18 protein-coding genes are annotated in these 19,511 nt (G+C 63.7%); 4 read left to right on the forward strand and 14 right to left on the reverse strand.

The annotated features are described in order from the left end of the window. Window positions 1-883 precede the first annotated feature (883 nt). The 3 genes from BMX67_RS13315 to BMX67_RS13325 all read left to right on the forward strand — a co-directional run bounded on the left by BMX67_RS13315 (window position 884) and on the right by BMX67_RS13325 (window position 5,094). Window positions 884-1,801 (forward strand): helix-turn-helix domain-containing protein, encoded by a 918-nt coding sequence (locus BMX67_RS13315; protein WP_090735867.1) that lies wholly within the window; start codon window positions 884-886, stop codon window positions 1,799-1,801. Between the two features lie 125 nt (window positions 1,802-1,926). Beyond that, window positions 1,927-3,330, forward strand: coding sequence for an aldehyde dehydrogenase family protein (locus BMX67_RS13320; RefSeq protein ID WP_090735869.1), 1,404 nt, complete (start codon window positions 1,927-1,929; stop codon window positions 3,328-3,330). A 63-nt stretch (window positions 3,331-3,393) separates the two neighbouring features. Beyond that, a complete protein-coding gene (locus tag BMX67_RS13325) occupies window positions 3,394-5,094 on the forward strand; it encodes an AMP-binding protein (protein WP_090735872.1) in 1,701 nt (566 codons plus the stop codon). Here the strand turns inward: BMX67_RS13325 and BMX67_RS13330 are convergent. From BMX67_RS13330 to BMX67_RS13370, 9 genes are all read right to left on the reverse strand, one after another. Further along, on the reverse strand, window positions 5,091-5,459 hold the full coding sequence (locus BMX67_RS13330) for a cytochrome c3 family protein (RefSeq protein ID WP_175479902.1): 369 nt from the start codon (window positions 5,457-5,459) through the stop codon (window positions 5,091-5,093). The two genes, BMX67_RS13325 and BMX67_RS13330, sit on opposite strands and share 4 nt — an antisense overlap. Next, window positions 5,456-6,097 (reverse strand): hypothetical protein, encoded by a 642-nt coding sequence (locus tag BMX67_RS13335; protein WP_175479903.1) that lies wholly within the window; start codon window positions 6,095-6,097, stop codon window positions 5,456-5,458. Before BMX67_RS13335 ends, BMX67_RS13330 begins: the two co-directional genes overlap by 4 nt. Then, complete coding sequence (locus BMX67_RS13340; protein WP_090735880.1) at window positions 6,063-6,497, reverse strand: c-type cytochrome; 435 nt, start codon at window positions 6,495-6,497, stop codon at window positions 6,063-6,065. Before BMX67_RS13340 ends, BMX67_RS13335 begins: the two co-directional genes overlap by 35 nt. Window positions 6,498-6,501: 4 nt before the next feature. Continuing rightward, on the reverse strand, window positions 6,502-6,942 hold the full coding sequence (locus BMX67_RS13345; protein ID WP_175479904.1) for a c-type cytochrome: 441 nt from the start codon (window positions 6,940-6,942) through the stop codon (window positions 6,502-6,504). Then, window positions 6,942-7,460 carry a methylamine dehydrogenase light chain gene (locus BMX67_RS13350; protein WP_090735886.1) on the reverse strand — a complete coding sequence of 173 codons (519 nt, stop codon included), beginning with the start codon at window positions 7,458-7,460 and terminating at the stop codon, window positions 6,942-6,944. Before BMX67_RS13350 ends, BMX67_RS13345 begins: the two co-directional genes overlap by 1 nt. Before the next feature lie 30 nt (window positions 7,461-7,490). Continuing rightward, on the reverse strand, window positions 7,491-8,081 hold the full coding sequence (locus BMX67_RS13355; protein ID WP_090735890.1) for a redoxin domain-containing protein: 591 nt from the start codon (window positions 8,079-8,081) through the stop codon (window positions 7,491-7,493). A gap of 1 nt (window position 8,082) precedes the next feature. Further along, window positions 8,083-8,613: a MauE/DoxX family redox-associated membrane protein gene (locus BMX67_RS13360; RefSeq protein ID WP_090735893.1), complete on the reverse strand. Its 531-nt coding sequence runs from the start codon at window positions 8,611-8,613 to the stop codon at window positions 8,083-8,085. 1 nt (window position 8,614) lies between these two features. Further along, window positions 8,615-9,751 (reverse strand): amine dehydrogenase large subunit, encoded by a 1,137-nt coding sequence (locus BMX67_RS13365; protein ID WP_090735896.1) that lies wholly within the window; start codon window positions 9,749-9,751, stop codon window positions 8,615-8,617. 437 nt (window positions 9,752-10,188) lie between these two features. Continuing rightward, complete coding sequence (locus BMX67_RS13370) at window positions 10,189-13,605, reverse strand: indolepyruvate ferredoxin oxidoreductase family protein (RefSeq protein ID WP_090735898.1); 3,417 nt, start codon at window positions 13,603-13,605, stop codon at window positions 10,189-10,191. A 141-nt stretch (window positions 13,606-13,746) separates the two neighbouring features. Between BMX67_RS13370 and BMX67_RS13375 the strand changes: the two genes are divergently transcribed. Continuing rightward, window positions 13,747-14,181, forward strand: coding sequence for an Lrp/AsnC family transcriptional regulator (locus BMX67_RS13375; protein WP_245739452.1), 435 nt, complete (start codon window positions 13,747-13,749; stop codon window positions 14,179-14,181). A gap of 55 nt (window positions 14,182-14,236) precedes the next feature. Here the strand turns inward: BMX67_RS13375 and BMX67_RS13380 are convergent, their stop codons facing one another. Genes BMX67_RS13380 through BMX67_RS13400 form a run of 5 tightly spaced genes read right to left on the reverse strand, consistent with a single transcriptional unit; the run spans window position 14,237 to window position 19,474 of the window. Further along, complete coding sequence (locus BMX67_RS13380; RefSeq protein ID WP_090735904.1) at window positions 14,237-16,174, reverse strand: 3-hydroxyacyl-CoA dehydrogenase NAD-binding domain-containing protein; 1,938 nt, start codon at window positions 16,172-16,174, stop codon at window positions 14,237-14,239. Between the two features lies 1 nt (window position 16,175). Further along, complete coding sequence (locus tag BMX67_RS13385; protein WP_090735906.1) at window positions 16,176-16,877, reverse strand: ABC transporter ATP-binding protein; 702 nt, start codon at window positions 16,875-16,877, stop codon at window positions 16,176-16,178. After that, window positions 16,864-17,649, reverse strand: coding sequence for an ABC transporter ATP-binding protein (locus tag BMX67_RS13390; protein WP_090735909.1), 786 nt, complete (start codon window positions 17,647-17,649; stop codon window positions 16,864-16,866). Before BMX67_RS13390 ends, BMX67_RS13385 begins: the two co-directional genes overlap by 14 nt. Beyond that, entirely contained in the window at window positions 17,646-18,602 is a 957-nt protein-coding gene (locus tag BMX67_RS13395) for a branched-chain amino acid ABC transporter permease (RefSeq protein WP_090736110.1), read from the reverse strand. The genes BMX67_RS13390 and BMX67_RS13395 overlap by 4 nt, the downstream gene beginning before the upstream one ends. Further along, window positions 18,602-19,474 carry a branched-chain amino acid ABC transporter permease gene (locus BMX67_RS13400; protein WP_090735912.1) on the reverse strand — a complete coding sequence of 291 codons (873 nt, stop codon included), beginning with the start codon at window positions 19,472-19,474 and terminating at the stop codon, window positions 18,602-18,604. The genes BMX67_RS13395 and BMX67_RS13400 overlap by 1 nt, the downstream gene beginning before the upstream one ends. Window positions 19,475-19,511: the final 37 nt, after the last annotated feature.

The raw sequence follows: 19,511 nt of genomic DNA on the forward strand, positions 1-19,511 counted from the left end.
AGTTGAAAGTTCCGAAGAACTATCCTTGACGTCGAACCTTGCACATCTGTCATCCAATCCAAAAGGACCGGATAATCATCTGTTCATCGTCCTCACTTGCGTGAGCCGACAAACAGTGAAGCTGACACTCTCATCATCGCCGAAGCTAGAGAGCCGATATGCAAGACCTTAGTCGATTACGACCAAACCGCCCGCATATCCCTTCATAATTCCATCAATGTCAAAAAGCAGAGGAAACAAAATCGCGGAAGATGCGCCATTCAAGCGACGCCCCTACCGGTCAGTCATTCCCAGATTGTCTTGCCTTCGCCTTGCGCCATCTGACCGTCTGGCCTGTCTGGCCCGCCTCTCCGGCCCGTTCAGCGTGTCCCGCCGTTCGGTGAAGCGGTGTTTACGGTCAGAGATCAGAACCCGCAAGCAGAAAAATCACCCCGACAGGAAGAAAAGTTGCAACACACTGAAAATAAACAAATCTTCACGCCGCAAAATCCCCCAAAATCCCCACCCCCATCACCACACACCCCACCAGGCCCGCAGAACCCACAAAGCCCCAAACATCCCCAAACCCCCACCAAACCCAGCATATGCTGACAAAACACCCAAAAACCCGATTCCCAAAATGCAAAACAAACAACCAGAATCAGGGACGCGGTGAGCAGAACAACCGCAGAAAGGAATCGGCCCAACCCCGACCAAAGGGCGCAACTTGACCCAAAGCAGCCTTCTACGAAGAAGAAAGGCCACCCCAACCCGCAGGTGTTGATCTGTCCAAGCTTCGCGCCCTAACATCGGCGAATCTCGCAAGAGAACCCTCGCGTCTACGTCGTCGGGTCTGCCGATCTTGGATCGTGCCGCGCCTGAAACCTTTTGGGGAGGAAAGGTCATGATGTGTTTTGAGGAGTTCAGTTCCTGTGTGCTCAGCAATTGCGGGCACTATTACAGCACGCCATTGAAGCGTAGCCGCGGCAGCGCGGGTGTCTTCAACATCCGCCGGCGTCACGGCATCGATATCGCGGACATGGAATGCACCATCGACCGGATCGACCGGACCCGCGCCGCCATCCGCCGCGACGACAACGAATACCTGTTCCTGATCATGCAGAGATCCGGCGAGACGGGGTATGTGCATAATGGCCGCGAAGAGACGCTGACCCCGGGCGACTGCCTTCTGATGGATTCCTCGCGCCCGGCGGAAATCCGGTTCGAGGGTCGCGCCGCGCATTTCCTGTCGGTTCACCTTCCCCGCGCCCTGTGCCTGGAGGGGCGGCAGGCGGTGCCCGAAACCGGCCGGCGGATCGCAAGGTCGCATCCGTTGCAGGCCAGCCTGCGCAGCCTGATTACCGGCAAGGGCGGCGAATCCGAGGGGATCGACGCTGAATACCTGTTCGACTTCGTCGCCATGATGTTTCGCGCCGAAGGCGGAAATCCGGGCGCGGCGGGCTTTCGCGACCGCGAAGGCCGCTATCGCTATGCCCGCGAAACGGTCGAGCGGCACCTGTCGGACCCAGAATTCTCGATCGAGATGCTGGCAAATCTGGTGAATATGTCCCGCCGTCAGTTGCAGCGCGACTTTACCGATCACGGCACCACCTTCACCCGGTTCGTGTCGGAACGGCGGGCGTCGCTGGTCGCTTCGCATCTCAGGCGTGCGGCCAGGATGGGGCAGCGCCCCGCCATCGCGGATCTGGCATTCCGCGCGGGCTTCAACGACCTGTCGCATTTCAACCGGACCTTCCGCCAGCATTACGATCTGACGCCGGGCGATTTCCACGCCCGCCACGCGACTCCGACAACGAATTGAATTTGTGCATTTTGTTTGGCGCAGCCCGCCCATGTCATGGCGCGGGCGGCCAAGACCGCACGCGGTTGGCGGACATATCCTGACGTCAGAAGCCGGCCGAGGACCGGCAAATGCGGAGGAACCCCATGGATATGAAAATGCTCATCGACGGGCAGCTGGTCGGTGCCGACCGGATGCTGGATGTCATCAACCCGGCGACCGAGGATGTCTTTGCCCGCGTGCCCCACGCAACCGAGGCCCAGCTTGATCAGGCGGTCGAGGCCGCGCGTCTGGCCCAGATCGAATGGGCCAGGACCTCCATGGCGGACCGCCGCGCCAAGGTCGAGGCGCTGGCCGCCGCGATCGGCGAACACGCCGATGAAATCGCCCGCATCATCACGCAGGAACAGGGCAAACCCCTGCCCGAGGCCGCCGGAGAGGTGGAATGGAGCCAGGGCTACCTGATGCACACGGCCAGCCTGCAACTGCCTGACCGGGTGATTCAGGACGATGCGCAGTTCCGGATCGAAACCCGCCACAAACCGCTTGGCGTGGTCGGCGCGATCATCGCCTGGAACTTTCCGCTGCTGCTGGCCTGCTGGAAGATCGGCCCCGCGCTGATGGCTGGCAATGCCCTGATCCTGAAGCCTGCGCCCACGACCCCGGTCGCGGCGCTGAAGCTGGGCGAATTGTGCGCCAAGGTCTTTCCTGCCGGGCTGGTCAATATCCTGACCGACAACAATGATCTGGGCCCCAAGATCACCACGCATCCGGGCATCGCCAAGATCGGCTTTACCGGCTCGTCAGAGACCGGCAAACGGATCATGGCCAGTGCCGCCAACACGATGAAGCGCGTGACACTTGAGATGGGCGGCAATGACGCGGCCATCGTGCTGCCCGATGTCGATGTGCGCCAGACGGCCGAAAAGGTCTATGGCGGCGCCTTCTTCAATGCCGGGCAGGTCTGTCTGGCGGTCAAGCGGGCCTATGTCCATGATGCGATCTATGACGAATTCTGCGACGCGCTGGCCGATATCGCCGCGACCGCTGTGGTCGATGACGGGCTGAAGCAGGGCACCACCGTTGGCCCGATCCAGAACAAGGCCCAGTTCGAAAAGGTCAAAGGCTATCTGGAGGACGCGCGCTCCAGCGGCAAGGTCATCGCGGGCGGCGACACGCGCGACGGCAAGGGCTATTTCATCAGCCCGACGATCGTGCGCGACGTACAGGACGGCCAGAAGATCGTCGATGAAGAACAGTTCGGCCCGATCCTGCCGGTCATTCGCTTCGACGATATCGACCAGGTGATCGCCCGTGCCAACGCCTCGGATTACGGGCTTGGCGGTTCGGTGCATTCGGCGGATCTGGACCGGGCGACCGATATCGCGGGCCGGATCGAGGCCGGAACGGTTTGGGTCAATCAACAGTTGAACATCGGACCACATATCCCGATGGCCGGGTTCAAGGGCTCGGGCCTGGGGGTGGAACAATCGGTCGAAGGTCTGGCCGAATACACCCAGATGCAGGTCATCAACGTCGCGCGCGCCTGAGGCAGCGCATGGGATAGACGGGGCGGGAAGAGGAGCCCGCCCCGTTCACATCAGGAGGAACAGATGCAGCCGACCCCTGCGCCGGACATGATACCCCAGAACGGGCTGTCCCATGTCATCGGCCCGACCGACCAGCCCCTTTACTGGGCCACGATCCCGCAATTGCTGCGACAGGCCGTCGACCAGAACCCCGAGGCCGAGGCGCTTGTCTTTCGTGAAAGCGGCCAACGGCTGACCTATCGTCAGTTTGCGCAGCGCGTGGATCACTGCGCGGCGGGTCTGCTGGCCCTGGGCATCGGCAAGGGCGACCGCGTCGGCATCTGGTCCCCGAACCGGCTGGAATGGGTGCTGACGCAATTCGCGACCGCCCGCATCGGCGCCATTCTGGTCAATATCAACCCGGCCTATCGGGTGTCGGAACTGGAATATGCGCTGCAAAAGGTCGGCTGTGCCGCCATCGTCGCGGCGCGGCGGTTCAAAAGCTCGGACTATGCGGCGATGCTGGCGCAGCTGATCCCCGAACTGGCCGAGGGCGCACCGCTGCGCAGCGCCACCTTCCCCGAGCTGCGCCACGTGATCCTGACCGAGGGCGAGGATCCCGGCACGATCAGCTTCGACAGCCTGTGCGACCGGGCGACCCCCGACCTGCTGGCGCGGCTGGATGACATCACCGACACGCTGTCGCCCGACGACGCGATCAACATCCAGTTCACCTCGGGCACGACCGGCGCGCCGAAGGGCGCAACGCTGTCGCATCTGAACATCGTCAACAATGCCCGCTTCGTCACCGACCGCATCCGCCTGACCCAGACCGACAGCCTGGTGATCCCGGTGCCGCTGTATCACTGCTTTGGCATGGTCATGGGGGTGCTGGGCGCGGTCAGCAAATCCGCGCGGATGATCTTTCCCGGCGAGGCCTTCGACCCATTGCAGGTGCTGGACGCCGTGGCCGAGGAACGCGCAACCGCCCTTTACGGCGTGCCGACGATGTTCGTCGCCATGCTGCAGGAACTGGACAACCGGCCCCGCGACCTGTCCAGCCTGCGCACCGGCATCATGGCCGGATCGCTTTGCCCGATCGAGGTGATGCGCCGAGTCACCCGCGACATGCATATGGATCAGGTCACGATCTGCTACGGCATGACCGAAACCTCGCCGGTCTCTTTCCAAAGCCTTACCGACGACCCGACCGAAAAGCGTTGCGAGACCGTTGGCCGGATCCATCCGCATTTGCAGGTCAAGATCGTCGATGCCGACGGCAATGCGGTCCCGGTCGGTCAGCGCGGCGAGATCTGGACCCGTGGCTATTCGGTGATGCAGGGCTATTGGGGCGATGATGCCGCGACCGCGAACAGCATCACCGATGGCTGGATGCAGACCGGCGATCTGGGCGTGCTGGACGATCAGGGCTTCTGCACCGTGGTCGGCCGGGTCAAGGACATGATCATCCGTGGCGGCGAAAACATCTACCCGCGCGAGATCGAGGAATTCCTGATCCGGCACCCGCAGATCAGCGAAGTTCAGATTTTCGGCATCCCCGATGAGAAATACGGCGAAGAGGTCTGTGCCTGGATCGTCGCGCGTCCCGGTGCGGGCCTGACCCCCGAAATCGTGCGCGACCATTGCAAGGGGCAGATCGCGCATTACAAGATCCCGCGCCATGTCCGCATCGTTGCCGCGCTGCCGATGACCGTCACCGGCAAGCCGCAGAAATTCGTGATGCGTGACCAGATGCAGGACATGCTGGCCAGCGAAGCCGGCTAGAAATCGTGGTCGGGCACGTGGCAGGCGCGGCATTGCCGCGTCGGCCCGCTGTCCTGTCCGGCATGCAGGGTTTCGGTGTGACAGCCCTGGCACAGGTCATGGAACTGCTGTTGCAGCCGGGCCGCAACGGTGCGGTCGGTGACATGGCAGGTCATGCAGGGCGGCCCGCTGCGACGCTCCACGAATTCATGGTGACAGTCATGGCAGGCCTGCCCGGCGTGATCGTCGTGCGAAAACCGCATCGGCAGGACCGCGTGCTGCCCACCAAATCGCGGGGCCCGGTCGCCCGGGCTCCACGGATGGCCAAGGACGATCAGCATGGTCAGAACCAGTGCCGCCGCCGCGATGAAACGGGGCAGCCTCATGGCAGACGCATCAGCACGAAGATCAACGTCGCTGCTGCACCGCCAAGGCCAAGGCAGCTTGGTGACAGGCCTGCCCATGCCGGGCGAAGCAGCGCCACAAGGATCAGCGGCAGCACGGCGATCAGCCCTGCCCCCGCGACATAGTACCCGCTGAACAGGACGTGGATCGCAACCGCCGCGATTGCGCAAAGGGCAGCGTGCCGATGCGCGCTGCGAAAGGCGCGATAGGTGGGATAAAGGCGAAAACGTTCGGGCAGCCGCGCCTGCAGGATCAGCCCCGCAAGGACAGCAAGCCCAGCCAATGCCGCCCACAGATGCACCGCACCGCCATTGCGCAGGTCAAAGCGCGTGATCGGGTCGACGATCAGGAACCACAGCGCATGGACAAGGCACAGCGCCAGAACCCACGGCGCCAGAAATCGATGTCGCTGGAAGGCGATCCCGTCGCGACATGGCAGCATTTGCAGAACCAGCCCGGCCAGCGCCCAGAACCCCAACGCGGCACCCAGATCCCAGACCCACCCCGCCGACCGATGGATCGGAATGGGCGCAAAGACCAAGATCAGCAGGGCAAGACCAAAGGCCACCGCCCTGCCGTCGTTCTTATGGCCAGGGATATTCGGCCAGCTCCACGCCATCGGCCCGCAGCTCCTCGACCACGCGGCGGCGGTAGACGACCACATCGCCGATCTCTTGCGCGCGACGCGCGGTGACCTCATCGGCCGAGAAATGCCCCTCGCCCTCGCCCCACTGATCCAGGATATAGTTCAGCACGGCGGCAATCTCGGCATCGCTCATGTCGTTCGAGATGACCCCCGGCACATGGACCATGTAGGTCCGACCGTTTTCCAGCCCGGCGATATGCTGGATCGAGTCGGGAAAGGCCGGGATGCCACCATTGACCGTGCCTTCCCCGGTCAGCGTATGACAGCCCGAGCAGTGCAGGATGTAATCCGACCTCGTCTTGCCATGTTCGCCGGCCCAAAGGGGCGCGGCGGTCAGGCAGGTCAGGGCGGCAGTCAGCAGCATCCGTGTCATGGCATCACTCGGTCTTGGGGCGCATGTCTTTCAGATCGGCATGCGTCAGATCGCTGTCACGGGCGGCGGTCACCTCCTCGGGGGTGATGGATTGCTCGACCTGCCCCAGATCGGCCAGAACCCAGTTGCCGATCTGGGCCAGTTCCTCGGCCGAGGCGCCGTTCACGCCGGGCATGACCATGCCCATGAAGCGTTCGCCGCGCACGGTGATCGGGGCGGCAAAGCCCTTGACCATCACGCCGGTCAGATAGGGCGCGGCATCCTCGCCCAGGTCCTGCCAGAACTCGGGACGGTCCAGCGCGGGGGCGAAGCCGGGCGTGCCGACGCCACCGCTGCTGTGGCACGCGGCGCAATGCGCCTCGAACAGGGCCGCACCATCCTGATCGGCCAGTGCCGGGCCGGACATCAGCCCGGCCACGACCATCGTCACAAAGGCGGAACGCATCATTCGGCCAGCCCGACGACGACCGACACCGTGCAGTGATAGCCCTTGTCCTCGTTCGCCATGCACCAGTTGATGTCGTTATACAGGCCCATCTTGTAGCCCGGACGCTCGCCTTCGTTGTTGTTGCAGAAGGTCGCGGTCGGGATCGCGGGCTTGCCGCAGCAATCGTTGTAGCTGACCAGATAGTCCTTGCCGTCATCGGGGTTGGTGCACGTGCCGACCCAGGACACCGCCGACACGGTCGAGCCCGGCGGGCAGGTCGTCAGCGAACCGCCCGATTCCGAACACAGGAAGCCATCGATGGCGCATTGCCGCCAATAGCTGCAGGCATCCTCGGCGGTCGAGGCATTGGCACGGCGGTCGAAAGGCAGGATCGGCGTGATGGCCGCTGCCCCCAGCATGGCCGAACCGGTGCGCGCCAGAAACGACCGGCGGCCATGATTGCGGGCCGAAGAACGGATATTCGCTTCGATGGTCTTGTCGAAACGCTTGAACAGAGTGTCGATGATGCGGGACATGATCGGTTTCCTCGTGAGATGCGCGTAAGATTAGGATGTCACACCGGCAACGGCCGCCTGATAGGACGGGATGCCGGTTTCGGATGCGGTGAACAGGCTTTCCAGCTGCTCGCGGCTGTTGACCAGGCCCTTGGCGGCCACCTTGCCGTCACCGTCCAGAAGGACGGCGAAGGGCAGTTTGGCGACCTTGAAGCTCATCCCCAGTTCAGAGGACAGCACATAGGGGAACTGGCTCAGTTTTTCGGCCTCGATCAGGCGGCGATGCAGCGCCTCGCGGCCATCGGATGCCAGAACGACATCCAGCCAGCGGCCTTCGTCCTCGGCAATCGATTTCAGCGCGGGCAGCAACGCCTTGCAGATCGGACAGCTGGTCGACAGGAAGAAGATCAGCTGCGATTTCCCCCCTGCCCGGCCAAGCGTCAGGCCCGGACCGTTCAGGTTCGGCAGATCCATCGCGGGCACCTTGTCGCCCAGGCCCGGCCCCATGTCCGAAACCATCGCGCCGACGGGCGAGACGCGCTCGAACAGGATGCCGATCTGGCGGGCCAGCGCAAAGATCACGCCGATCTGGATGACCACCACGATCCACAGCAAGATGTTGGAAAAGACCAGTAGGTTCATGTCAGAATTCTCCCTGCCTGATATGGGGCAGATGCGACGCCAGCTTCTCGATCGTGGCATAGATGGCCGACAGAACCAGCGCGGCGGCGATCGCCACGGCGGCGCCGCCCGGACTGACGCGATCGGCGGGCAGAACCGCCACCGTCAGCGCAAGCACGGTCAGCACGGCATTGCGCGACAGCGTAAAGGCCGACACGATCTGCGGCGCGCCGCCGCAACCGCAATCGATCTGCCGCCGCCCTTGCCACAGGGCCATTGCCATCAGCCCGCCATAGCTGGCAAACAGCGTCGCCGCCGAGACTGCGCCAAGGCTGCGAAACCAGGGCAACAGCAGTGCCAGGACGGTCAGCGCCTCGATCGCGGTCAGCGTCCGGACGATCGGCCCGGCCCAGCCATCAGGCACCAGCCCATAGCCCTGGGCAAAGCCGACGGTTTCCAGAAAGCTGTCGGCCTTGTGCCACGCAGCCCGCGCCAGAATGATCGCCAGAAAACTGGTGATCGTGACCGAAGCGAGTGAGGCCAGCGTCACCATATCAGTAATCGGTTGCAACGATGGTCGGGAAGAACGCCACGCCCTCGGCGGCGACGGCTTCGGTCAGGGTCACGCTGTCACCCATCTCGACCTCATAGCGATGCACGCCGCCCAGATGGTCGATGGCGATGACCTCGGGGGTTTCGCCCGAGGACACGGCAATGCTGGATTCGCCATGCGCCTCGGAACGGCCGACGACCTTCTGGCTTTCCATGTCGATGGCCCAGATCTCCTCGGCGGGAAACTTGTGTGAGCCGTCGCTGGGGTTCGAATGCATCAGCACGAACAGCGTGTTTGTCGGCGCGTTGTAACCCATCAGATTATAGCCCGACGGCGCCCAGCCTTCCTCGGCGAAATCGATCTTGGCCGACAATTCGGGTGCCTCGCCATTGTCATCGACGACATACAGGCTGCCACCGTAGGACACATAGACCAGCTTGTCGCCGACCCGCATCGCATCGCCCCACAGCGGATCGTCTTCGGCATCGAAGATCTTTTCGGATTTGGCCGGCTGATCAAAGCTGCCGTCATCGGCCCAGCTGTATTTGGCGATGGTGCCATCGCCGCACAGCGTGGTGAAGGACGATCCCTCGACCGAGGGATAGGCGGTCCAGCAGCCCGGCGTCGGGATCTCGACCAGATCCGCGCCTTCGGCCAGATCGACGATGTTGACCGAAGTTGCCGGCGTCGCGTTCTGAATCACCAGGAACTTGCCATCCGCCGTGATGTTCACCATGCCCTTCTGGCTCAGCGACTGGGCGTATTTGTTCGACACCATGAATTCACGGCGGGCCTTCAGGGTGACCGGGTCCCATTCATGGACCACGGCCTCGACCTCGCCATAGGTATAGCGGCGCAGATAGGCCGACAGCGAATACAGCGACGAATGATCCTTGGTCATCATCATCTGGGCAAAGGTGCCGGTGCCGATGCTGCCTTCCAGCGACAGGTCATCCGCGTTCAGCACATAGATCGGGCTGGACCCGTTGATCCCGAAATCCATCACGAATACATGCTCGCCTTCCGAGATGCGTTCCTCGACGGTCAGGGTTTCCGGTTCGATATCGACCTCTTGCGCGGCAACGAAAGTGCCGGACGCGACAAGCGCCGAGAACGAGGTAAGAAGCAGATGTTTCATGCGCGACCTGTTGGTGAGTGGGTGAAAGGACAAGGGCCGCCGGCGATCAAGCACAGGCGGCCGGAAAAATGACGCAGAAGGATGCCGTCGGCCGCATCGGCGCGGATCACGCGCCGGACATCGCGGTCCGGGATGCAAAAAGCTTGCATGGCTTACCTCCTATTGGCGGGCGCGCTGACGGCACCCTTGGCGATCATCACAGCAGGAACACCGACGCCCGTCTTGGACGAAAGCGCCATAGGTCCGGCACCATGCGCCAAAAGAACCCAGCAAAAACAATACTATCTGACGGCGACGGGCAGAACTTGGACCTTCAGCATAGCACGCGCGGTGCGCATCGCACGCCCATGCCCGCAGGCAAGCGCAAAAAGACGGCGCGGCCCGGCGCAACGACCGGGCCGCGAGCAGCCTTGCCTGATTTTTCGGCGCTGACCGGCTTAGGTCAGCAGCCGGGCCACCTGTTGACGCACCTGATCGGCAGCCTTGTGGCGTACCGGACCATAGCCCCGGATCTCGAACGGGGCCTGAAGGATCTGCCGGGCGCGATCCTGACCAAGACGGTCAAAGTCACGCTCGACCCGGTCCAGAACATCGCGGAACCATGCCAGCAATTCGCGGTCCAGTTTGCGGTCATCGGTGCGGGCGAAGATGTCCCAGCGCGTTCCGCGCAGATGCTTCATCCGCGCCAGCATCGCCATACCGTGTCGCATCCACGGGCCGAATGCCTTTTTCAGCGGCCGTCCGCGCCCATCCGTGCCGGTGGGCAACATCGGCGGCGCAAGGTGATAGCGGATGCGGTAATCGCCTTCGAAATGTCGCGCGATCTCTTGTTCGAAACCGGTCTGGCTGTGCAGACGGCCGACCTCGTATTCATCCTTGTAGGCCATCAGCCGGAACAGCGACCGCGCCGCCGCCATGCGCAGGTCGTCCGACGCATCCGGCAGCGCCTTACCGAATTTCGCGATCCGATCGCGGAATTCGTCCGCATAGGCCTGATCCTGATATTCAACCAGAAACGCCGCGCGATGATCGATCAGATCGGACAGCCCCTGCGGCATCTGCGGCGCCTCATCCACCAGATCGGCGGCCAGGGCGGTTGGATCGGCGGCCATCACCCGGCCCAGATCGAAGGCCATGGCGTTCTTTTCCACCGCAACGCCATTCAGCAGGATCGCCTGTTTCATCGCCACCTCGCTGACCGGGACCAGGCCCTGCTGCCACGCCGCACCCAACAGCATGATATTGGCAAAGACCGCATCGCCCATCAGCCGCTCGGCCGCGACATTGGCGTCAAAGCCCAGCAGGTTCGCGGCCCCCACGGTCTTTTCGATCAGCGCCTGCCGTTCGTCGATGCGCAGATCTGCATCGCGATGCAGAACCAGATCGCCGGTGGGCATTTCCGCACGGTTCAGCACGATCCGCGTGCCGTCCCGGTAATGGACCGAAGCCTTGGGCGAAGAACAGACCACCGCGTCGCAACCGATCACCGCATCCGCATGCCCCCGCTCGATCCGGACTTGATGGATGGCGGCAGGATCGCGTCCGATCCGGACATAGCCCAACACGGTTCCGAATTTCTGCGCAAAGCCGGTAAAATCCAGCACGCTTGAACCCTTGCCCTCCAGATGGGCGGCCATGGTGATCAATGCGCTGACCGTCACGACGCCGGTGCCGCCAACCCCGGCCACCAGCAGATCGAAAGGCTGGTCCAGATCGACCTGTTCGGGCTGCGGCAAACGGGCCACCAGCGCCGCGACATCCAGCCCGGCAGGTTTCGGCTTGCGCCGCTGACCGCCCTCGATGGTGACGAAACTTGGGCAAAAGCCGTTCAGGCAGGAAAAATCCTTGTTACAGCTGGACAGGTTGATCCGCCGTTTGCGCCCCAAGGGCGTTTCGACAGGTTCGACGCTCAGGCAGTTCGATTCCAGCGAACAATCGCCGCAACCCTCGCAGACAGCCTGATTGATGAAGGCGAATTTCGCCGGATCCTTCATCTTGCCACGCTTGCGGCGGCGCCGCTTTTCGGTGGCGCAGGTCTGTTCATAGATCAGCACCGTGACGCCCTCGATCTCGCGCAGTTCGCGCTGCAGGCTGTCCAGTTCGGCCCGGTCATGCAGGGTGGTGCCCGCCGGGAAATCACCCATGTCGAACCGCTGCGGATCGTCCGAGACCAGCGCGATCCGCGTCACCCCCTCGGCCCTGCAGCTTTGCGCGATCGCAGCGACGCTGACCGGACCGTCCACGGGCTGACCTCCGGTCATCGCCACCGCATCGTTATACAGGATCTTGTAGGTGATGTTCGCACCCGCGGCGACGGCCTGCCGGATCGCCAGGGACCCAGAGTGATACCACGTCCCCTCGCCCAGATTCTGGAACATGTGCCTGCCGCCGTTCCAGCGTTGGGCAACGGCCAGCGTCACCCCCTCGCCGCCCATCTGGGCATAACCGACGGTATCGCGATCCATCCAACCGGCCATAACGTGACAGCCGATGCCACTGGCCGCAGCGCTGCCTTCGGGCAGCTTTGTCGAACTGTTATGCGGACATCCCGAACAGAAATAGGGCGTGCGCGTGGCCCCCGGCACCTGCAGCACGGGAGCGGGATCCCTGGTCAGGGCCTTGGATCTGGTCAGCAGATCCTCGTCAGGGAAAAACGCGTGCAGCCGTTCCGCCAGAACCGGGACCAGCATCAGCGGCGTCAGCTCGCCCGTCCAGGGCAACAGCGGATCGCCCGCCGCGCGGTGCTTGCCGACCATCTTTTTCGGCTTCGCACCGGGCCAATCGTAGAAATATTCCTTGAACTGGCTTTCGATGATCCCGCGCTTTTCCTCGATCACCAGCACCTCTTCCTTGCCGGTGACAAAAGCCAACGCATCACGCCGCGCCAGCGGCCAGACCATGCCGACCTTGTAGATATCGATGCCAAGGCGGCGGCAGGCAGCCTCGTCCAGCCCCAGCAGGCGCATGGCCTCGAGGGTGTCCAGATAGGCCTTGCCGGTCGTCACGATCCCGAACCGCGCGTCGGGCAGGTCAAAGATGCGGCGGTCGATCGGGTTCGCCTCGGCAAAGGCCTCGACGGCGCGCAGCTTGTGGCCAATGCGGGTTTCGATCTCTGGGCTGGGCAGGTCCGACAGCCGCACATGGATGCCGCCCTGCGGTCCGGTGAAATCCGGCTGCACGAAGTCCCGGTCCGCAGGCAGGTCGACCGACTGTCCCGCCTCGACCGTTTCCGAGATTGCCTTGAAACCGACCCAGGTGCCGGAAAACCGCGACAGGGCAAAACCGTATTCCCCGAATTCCAGGTATTCGGCAATGCTGGCAGGGTTCAGCGTCGGCATGAACCACGACATGAAGGCGACATCCGACTGATGCGGCATGGATGAGGACACGCAGCCATGATCGTCGCCCGCAACGACCAGCACACCCCCTTTCGGCGCACTGCCATAGGCGTTGCCATGTTTCAGCGCATCGCCCGACCGATCGACCCCGGGCCCCTTCCCGTACCACATCGAAAACACGCCCTCGACTTGACAGGCGGGATCAAGGCTAGCCTGCTGCGCGCCCAACACGGCGGTTGCGGCCAGATCCTCGTTGACGGCAGGCAGAAACTCGATCCGCTGATCGGCCAGACGCTTGCCGATGCGCCATAGCTCCTGATCCAGACCGCCAAGGGGCGAGCCCCGATAGCCCGACACGAAACCGGCCGTGTTGCGCCCTGCCGCGCGGTCGCGCCGCGCCTGATCCAGCATCACCCGAACCAATGCCTGCGTGCCCGTCATGAAGACCCGGCCCGTGACCCGGTCATATCGGTCGTTCAGCTGATAGGTGTCGAACCGTGAATCGTGATGGGTCATGGGCTGCGCCTTTCCTCGGGGTCGTGGCTGTGATCAGTCTACGCCTGCCCGACTGAAAAATCTGACCAATCTTCTTTCATTTACCTCGATGAAAGGATAATTATTCCGTAATATCCAGAAAGCTGAAAGATGATACCGCGCATGGACGATATCGACCAAAAGCTTGTCAACGCGCTGCGCCGTGACAGTCGCATCTCGAACGCCGATCTGGCGGCGCAGGTCGGCCTGTCGCCCTCATCCTGCTGGCGACGCACGCGCGCGTTGGAAGAAAGCGGGGCGATCCGCCGCTATACGGTCGAACTGGATGATGCTGCGGTGGGGCTGGGTTTCAAGGCCTTCGTGCATGTGCAGATGACCCGGCACGATCAGGGGCTGGTCAAGGAATTCATCCGCATGATCGGCACCAAGGAAGAAGTCCGCGCCTGCTATGCGACGACCGGCGCGTCGGATTATCACCTGCATGTCGTGTGCCGCGACCTGGAAGCCTATAACCGCTTCCTCGAGGATTTCCTGTTCCGTATTCCAGCGGTCGCCAGTGCCCAGACAAATCTGGTTCTGCGCACGGTCAAGGATTAGCGCGGGGTCGGGGGGGCCGGGGGGCAGACAGCCCCCCGGCGGCCGCGGGACGCAATCAGCGCGACCGGGCGGCGGCAAACATCGGCCCGCCGGTCCAGCGCGGAAAGCCATAACCGTGAATTTCAACCAGATCGATGTCCGAAGCGCGGCTGGCGATCCCCTCGGCCAGGATCTTCCGGCCCTCATCCGCCATTGCATCGACCAGACGTGCCGCGATCTGCGCCGACGACAGCCCGCCCGCACCCGCGATATGAGGTGCCAGCACCTCCTGCGCCGCGGCCGAGGGTCTGGGTGTCCGATCGCCCTTGGCATAGTCATACCAGCCGCCTGCGGTCTTCTGACCCTTGCGGCCAGCGCGAACCAGCCGGTCGCTCAGCGTGTCGGGCACGTCCTGACCCTCGGCGCGCAGCCCTTCCCGCTGCAGGAACGCAATGTCCAGCCCACTCAGGTCCTGCGCCTCGAACGGCCCCATGCGAAAGCCAAAGTCACGGGCGGCGGCGTCGACCTGCTGGACCTCATGGCCCTCGACCAACAGCTTCTCGGCCTCGGCGCGATAGCGTTTGAAGATCCGGTTGCCGATGAAGCCTTCACAGATCCCGGCCCGCACCGGCATCTTGCCCAGACGCCCCGCCAGCGCAAAGGCCGTCGCCAGCACGTCCGGCGCCGTATCGGGCGTCGGGACGATCTCCAGCAGTTTCATGATATGGGCAGGGCTGAAGAAATGCAGCCCGACACAGCGATCCTGCCCCGGCACACCCTCAAAGATCCGGCGCGGATCCAGATACGAGGTGTTGGTCGCCAGAACCGCATCCGCCCGGCAGACACGGGCCAGTTCGGCAAAAACCGCCTGCTTGACGCCGATCTCTTCAAAGACGGCCTCGATCACCAGATCGCAGGGGGCCAGCCGCGCATAATCGGCACTCGCCTCGACCCCCGCCAGGCGGTCGGCCATCTGCGCCTCGGTCAGTTTTCCGCGCTTGACGCTGCCCGCAAGGATGGCGCGGATATTGGACACCCCCCGTGCGGCGGCCTCGTCATCGCGTTCGACCATCACCACCGGCACCCCGGCATTGCGACAGGCAACGGCAATGCCCGCACCCATCGTGCCCCCGCCGACGATACCGACGCGGGCAACGCCGCGCGGGGTTACGCCTTTCAGTTCGGGCGGACGCGGTGCCGCGCGTTCGGCAAAGAACACATGGCGCAGCGCCGCGGCCTGATCGCTGTCACGTAATGCAACGAAGATCCGGCGCTCATTCCGCATCGCACTGTCGAAGGGATGTTCCGTCGCATAGCGCAGCGACTCGACCGCCCGCGCCTGCGCCTGCTGACCCGGCCCGGCGAATGCCGCGGCCGCGCGGTCCCAGACCGCCGCATCCAATGGCGCCACGGGTCTGACCGATACCGGCAGAGGCAGTTCGGCCGACAGCGCAGCGCGGGCAAATTTCACCGCACCCTCGGGCAGATCGCCTTCGACGACGGCGTCGATCAGACCTGCGGTCAGCGCCTGCTGCGCCCGCCATGGCCTGCCCGATGTGACCAGACCGATCGCGGCCTCGGCCCCGATCAGACGCGGCGTCCGCACCGTCCCCGAGGCCCCCGGAATGATGCCCAGATTGACCTCGGGCAATCCCAATTTCGCGTCCGGCGCCGCCACGCGGAACCGGCAGCCCATCGCGATTTCCAGCCCCCCGCCCAGGGCGGATCCGTGAATGGCTGCGACCCAGGGCTTTTCGGCCCGCTCGATACGGTCCACCAGATCAGGCAGATGCGGCTCGACCGGGGGCTGGCCGAACTCGCGCACATCGGCCCCCGCGATAAAGGTGCGGCCCGCGCATGTCAGCAGCACCGCGCGCACCGCTGGATCGGCATCCAGCCGGTCGACGGCCTGCCACAATTCCTGCCGCATCTGCGCCGAGATCGCGTTCACTGGCGGGTTGTCCACGGTCAGGACGGCAATATCGCCGTCCATATGCTGCTGAATTATCTGCATTTCAAAGTCCCAGATAGGCTTCGCGGATCCGTGGGTCGGCGATCAGTTCGTCGGCCGCCCCCTCGATCGTGATCCGCCCCGTTTCCATGACATAGCCCCGGTCGGCGATCTTCAACGCGCCAAAGGCATTCTGTTCGACCAGCAGCACGGTCACGCCCCGCGTGCGCAGGCTGGTCACCACCTCGAAGATCTGGGCAACCAGCAAGGGTGCCAGACCCATCGACGGTTCATCCAGCAGCAGGCATTTCGGCCGCCCCATCAGGGCGCGTGCGATGGCAAGCATCTGTTGCTGCCCACCCGACAGGCCGCCCGCCGCCAGATTGCGCTTTTCCTTCAGGATCGGAAACATGGCAAAGGCCTCGGCCATGTCCTGATCGACCCGCGTATCCGTGAACAGGAACGCGCCCAGTCGCAGGTTTTCCTCGACCGACAGGTTGGTGAAGATCTGACGCCCTTCGGGCGATTGCGCCAGCCCCCGTTTCAGCCGTCCGTGCGCGGGCACGACGCCCAGATTGTCGCCCCGGAAGGTGATCTTGCCGTCACTGACCGGCTGGGTTCCCGACAGGCATTTCAGCAGCGTGGTCTTGCCCGCGCCGTTGGCCCCGACAACGGTAACGATCTCACCGGAATCAACCTGCAGATCCAGCCCATGCAGCACCTCGATCCGGCCATAACGCGACCGCAGCCCCTCAACCGTCAGCATCGGCGGCCTCCGTTTCCTCGGCACCCAGATAGGCGGCGATCACCTGCGGATCGCGGCTGACCGTGGCGGGGTCGCCCTCGGCGATCTTTTCGCCATGATCCAGCACCACGATATGGTTCGAGATGCGCATAACCAGTTTCATGTCATGTTCGACCAGCAGGATCGCGATGCCCGACGCGGCCAGTTCCGCGATCAGGTGGTCGATTTCCTCGGTTTCGACGGCGTTGCAGCCGGCGGCAGGTTCGTCCAGCAGCAGGATACGCGTGTTCAAGGCCAGGGCACGGGCGATTTCCAGGCGTTTCAGCGCCCCATAGGACAGGCTGCCGGCCTCTTGCGACGCCGCCTTGTCCAGTCGCACGCGGGTCAGCAAGCCCATCGCCCCGTCCCGCGCCTTCGCCGCGCGGCGATGCATTCCGGGCAAGGACAGCAGATCCGCCAGGATCGAGCCGCTTTCCTGAAGGTGATAGCCCGCAAGGACATTGTCCAGGACAGTCATGTCCTGAAAGATCTGCAGGTTCTGGAAAGTGCGCGACAATCCCATCCGCGCCAACAGATGCGGCGGCGTGCCGGTGACGTCCTGCCCATCCAGTTCGACCTTGCCGCGACCGGGCATGTAGACACCCGAAATCATGTTGAAAAGCGTGGTCTTGCCCGCACCATTCGGCCCGATCACGGACACGATCTCGCCCGGTTTGACGGCAAAGCTGACATCATCGACGGCTTTCAGCCCGCCGAAGGTGATGCCCAGCCCGGTGACGTTCAGAAGGCTCATTCCCCCCTCCCCCGGATGCGGCGCGCGATCGAGGGCAACAGCCCCTGCGGCAGGAAGATCATCACCACGATCATCACCGCACCCAGCACCAGTTGTTCATATTCGGCGAAAACGGTCAGCACCTGCGGCAGCAAGGTCAGGATCGCGGCGCCCAGGGTGGCGCCCAGCACCGATCCGACGCCGCCCAGAACGGCCATGGTCACCATCTCGATCGAGTGCATGAAGCCCGCGACATCGGGCGTGATATAGCCGTTCTGCAAGGCCAGCAGCGATCCCGCGACCGAGGCATAGACAGCCGAGATCACAAAGGCCCGCAGCTTTTGCCGCGCCACATCCACCCCGACGGTCGAGGCCGCGACCTCGGACCCGTGCAGCGCGCGCATGGCGCGGCCCGTCGGACTGTCAAACAGGTTCAGCGCCAGCCACGCCCCGATCAGCAGGACGAATCCGCTGACCCCATACCAGAATTCGCCACCCGACAGCCGCCATCCCAGATCGCGCAACAGGGCGCGCAGGCCCAGATCCTCGACCGACATCCCGTCCGGACCGCCGGTCAGCGCACGTTCATTGGTCAACACCATCGACACCAGAATGCCGAACCCCAGCGTCGCGACCGCCAGATAATATCCCTTCAGCCGCAGGATCGGTCGCCCGATCAGCAGCGCCATGATCCCCGAAACCACGGCGCCCAGGATGACCGCCAGTCCCGGATGCAAGCCCAGATGTTCAGGCGCCAGCGCGCAGGCATAGGCACCGATCCCGGCGAAACCGGCATGGCCCAGACTGATCTGCCCCGCATATCCGATCAGGATCACCAGCCCCACCACCGACAGCGCGTTCACGAAGATCAGCGCGCCGACGCGGTAGTAATAGCCCGAAGGGAAGAACAGCGGCAGCAGCGCAATCACCAATGCCAGGACGGCCAGTTGCGTCCATTTTCCACGGGCGGTCATCATACACGCTCCGTCGATTTGTGCCCGAAGATGCCTTGCGGCATCACGAACAGAACCCCAAGGATGACGATGAAGGCAACCGCGTCCTTGTATTGCGAACTGAGATAACCCGCCGTCAGCGCCTCTAGCAGGCCCAACAACAGCCCGCCCAGCAATGCGCCCTTGGGGTTGCCCATGCCACCGAGCATGGCGGCGGCAAAGCCTTTCAGCGCCAAGGCGACCCCGACATCATAGCTGACCAGCGTGATCGGCGTGACCAGAACCCCGGCCAGCGCACCGATGGCCGCCGACAGGCCAAAGGACAGGGTCATCACCCAGCCGGTATTGATCCCGACCAGTTGCGCCGCGACGCGGTTGTTGGCGGTGGCCAGCACGGCCTTGCCGGTCAGGGTGCGGGTAAAGAACAGCCACAGCGCGACAAAGACCGCGACCGCGCCGCCGATCACCCACAGGCTTTGCGGCAGGATCGTCGCGCCCATCACCCGGATCGGATCATCGCCCGAAAAGGACGGAAAGCGGTGCAGCTGCTTGTCGAAGATCAGCTGTGTCGCGCCCCGGATCAGGATCGAGGCACCGATGGTGATGATGATCAGCGAAACGACCGGGGCGCCGCGCGCGGGTTCGATCGCCAGCTTGTTTAGCGCCACCCCAAGGGCAGCGGTCGCCAGGATCGCCAGCACCGCCGCCAAGGGCAGCGGCAGTCCCGCCTGATGGGCGAAAACCGTGATCATGCCGCCCAACATGACGAATTCGCCTTGCGCGAAATTCACCACATCCGAGGCGTTGTAGATAATCGTGAATCCCAGCGCGACCAGCGCGTAGACCGCGCCGACGGTCATGCCGGAAAAGATGAATTGCAACAGGGCGTCCATGGCCTCTCCTGAAGGTCAGGGGCGGGCCGGCCGGACA

The sequence above is a fragment of the Paracoccus homiensis genome, assembly GCF_900111675.1.
Lineage (GTDB): Bacteria > Pseudomonadota > Alphaproteobacteria > Rhodobacterales > Rhodobacteraceae > Paracoccus > Paracoccus homiensis.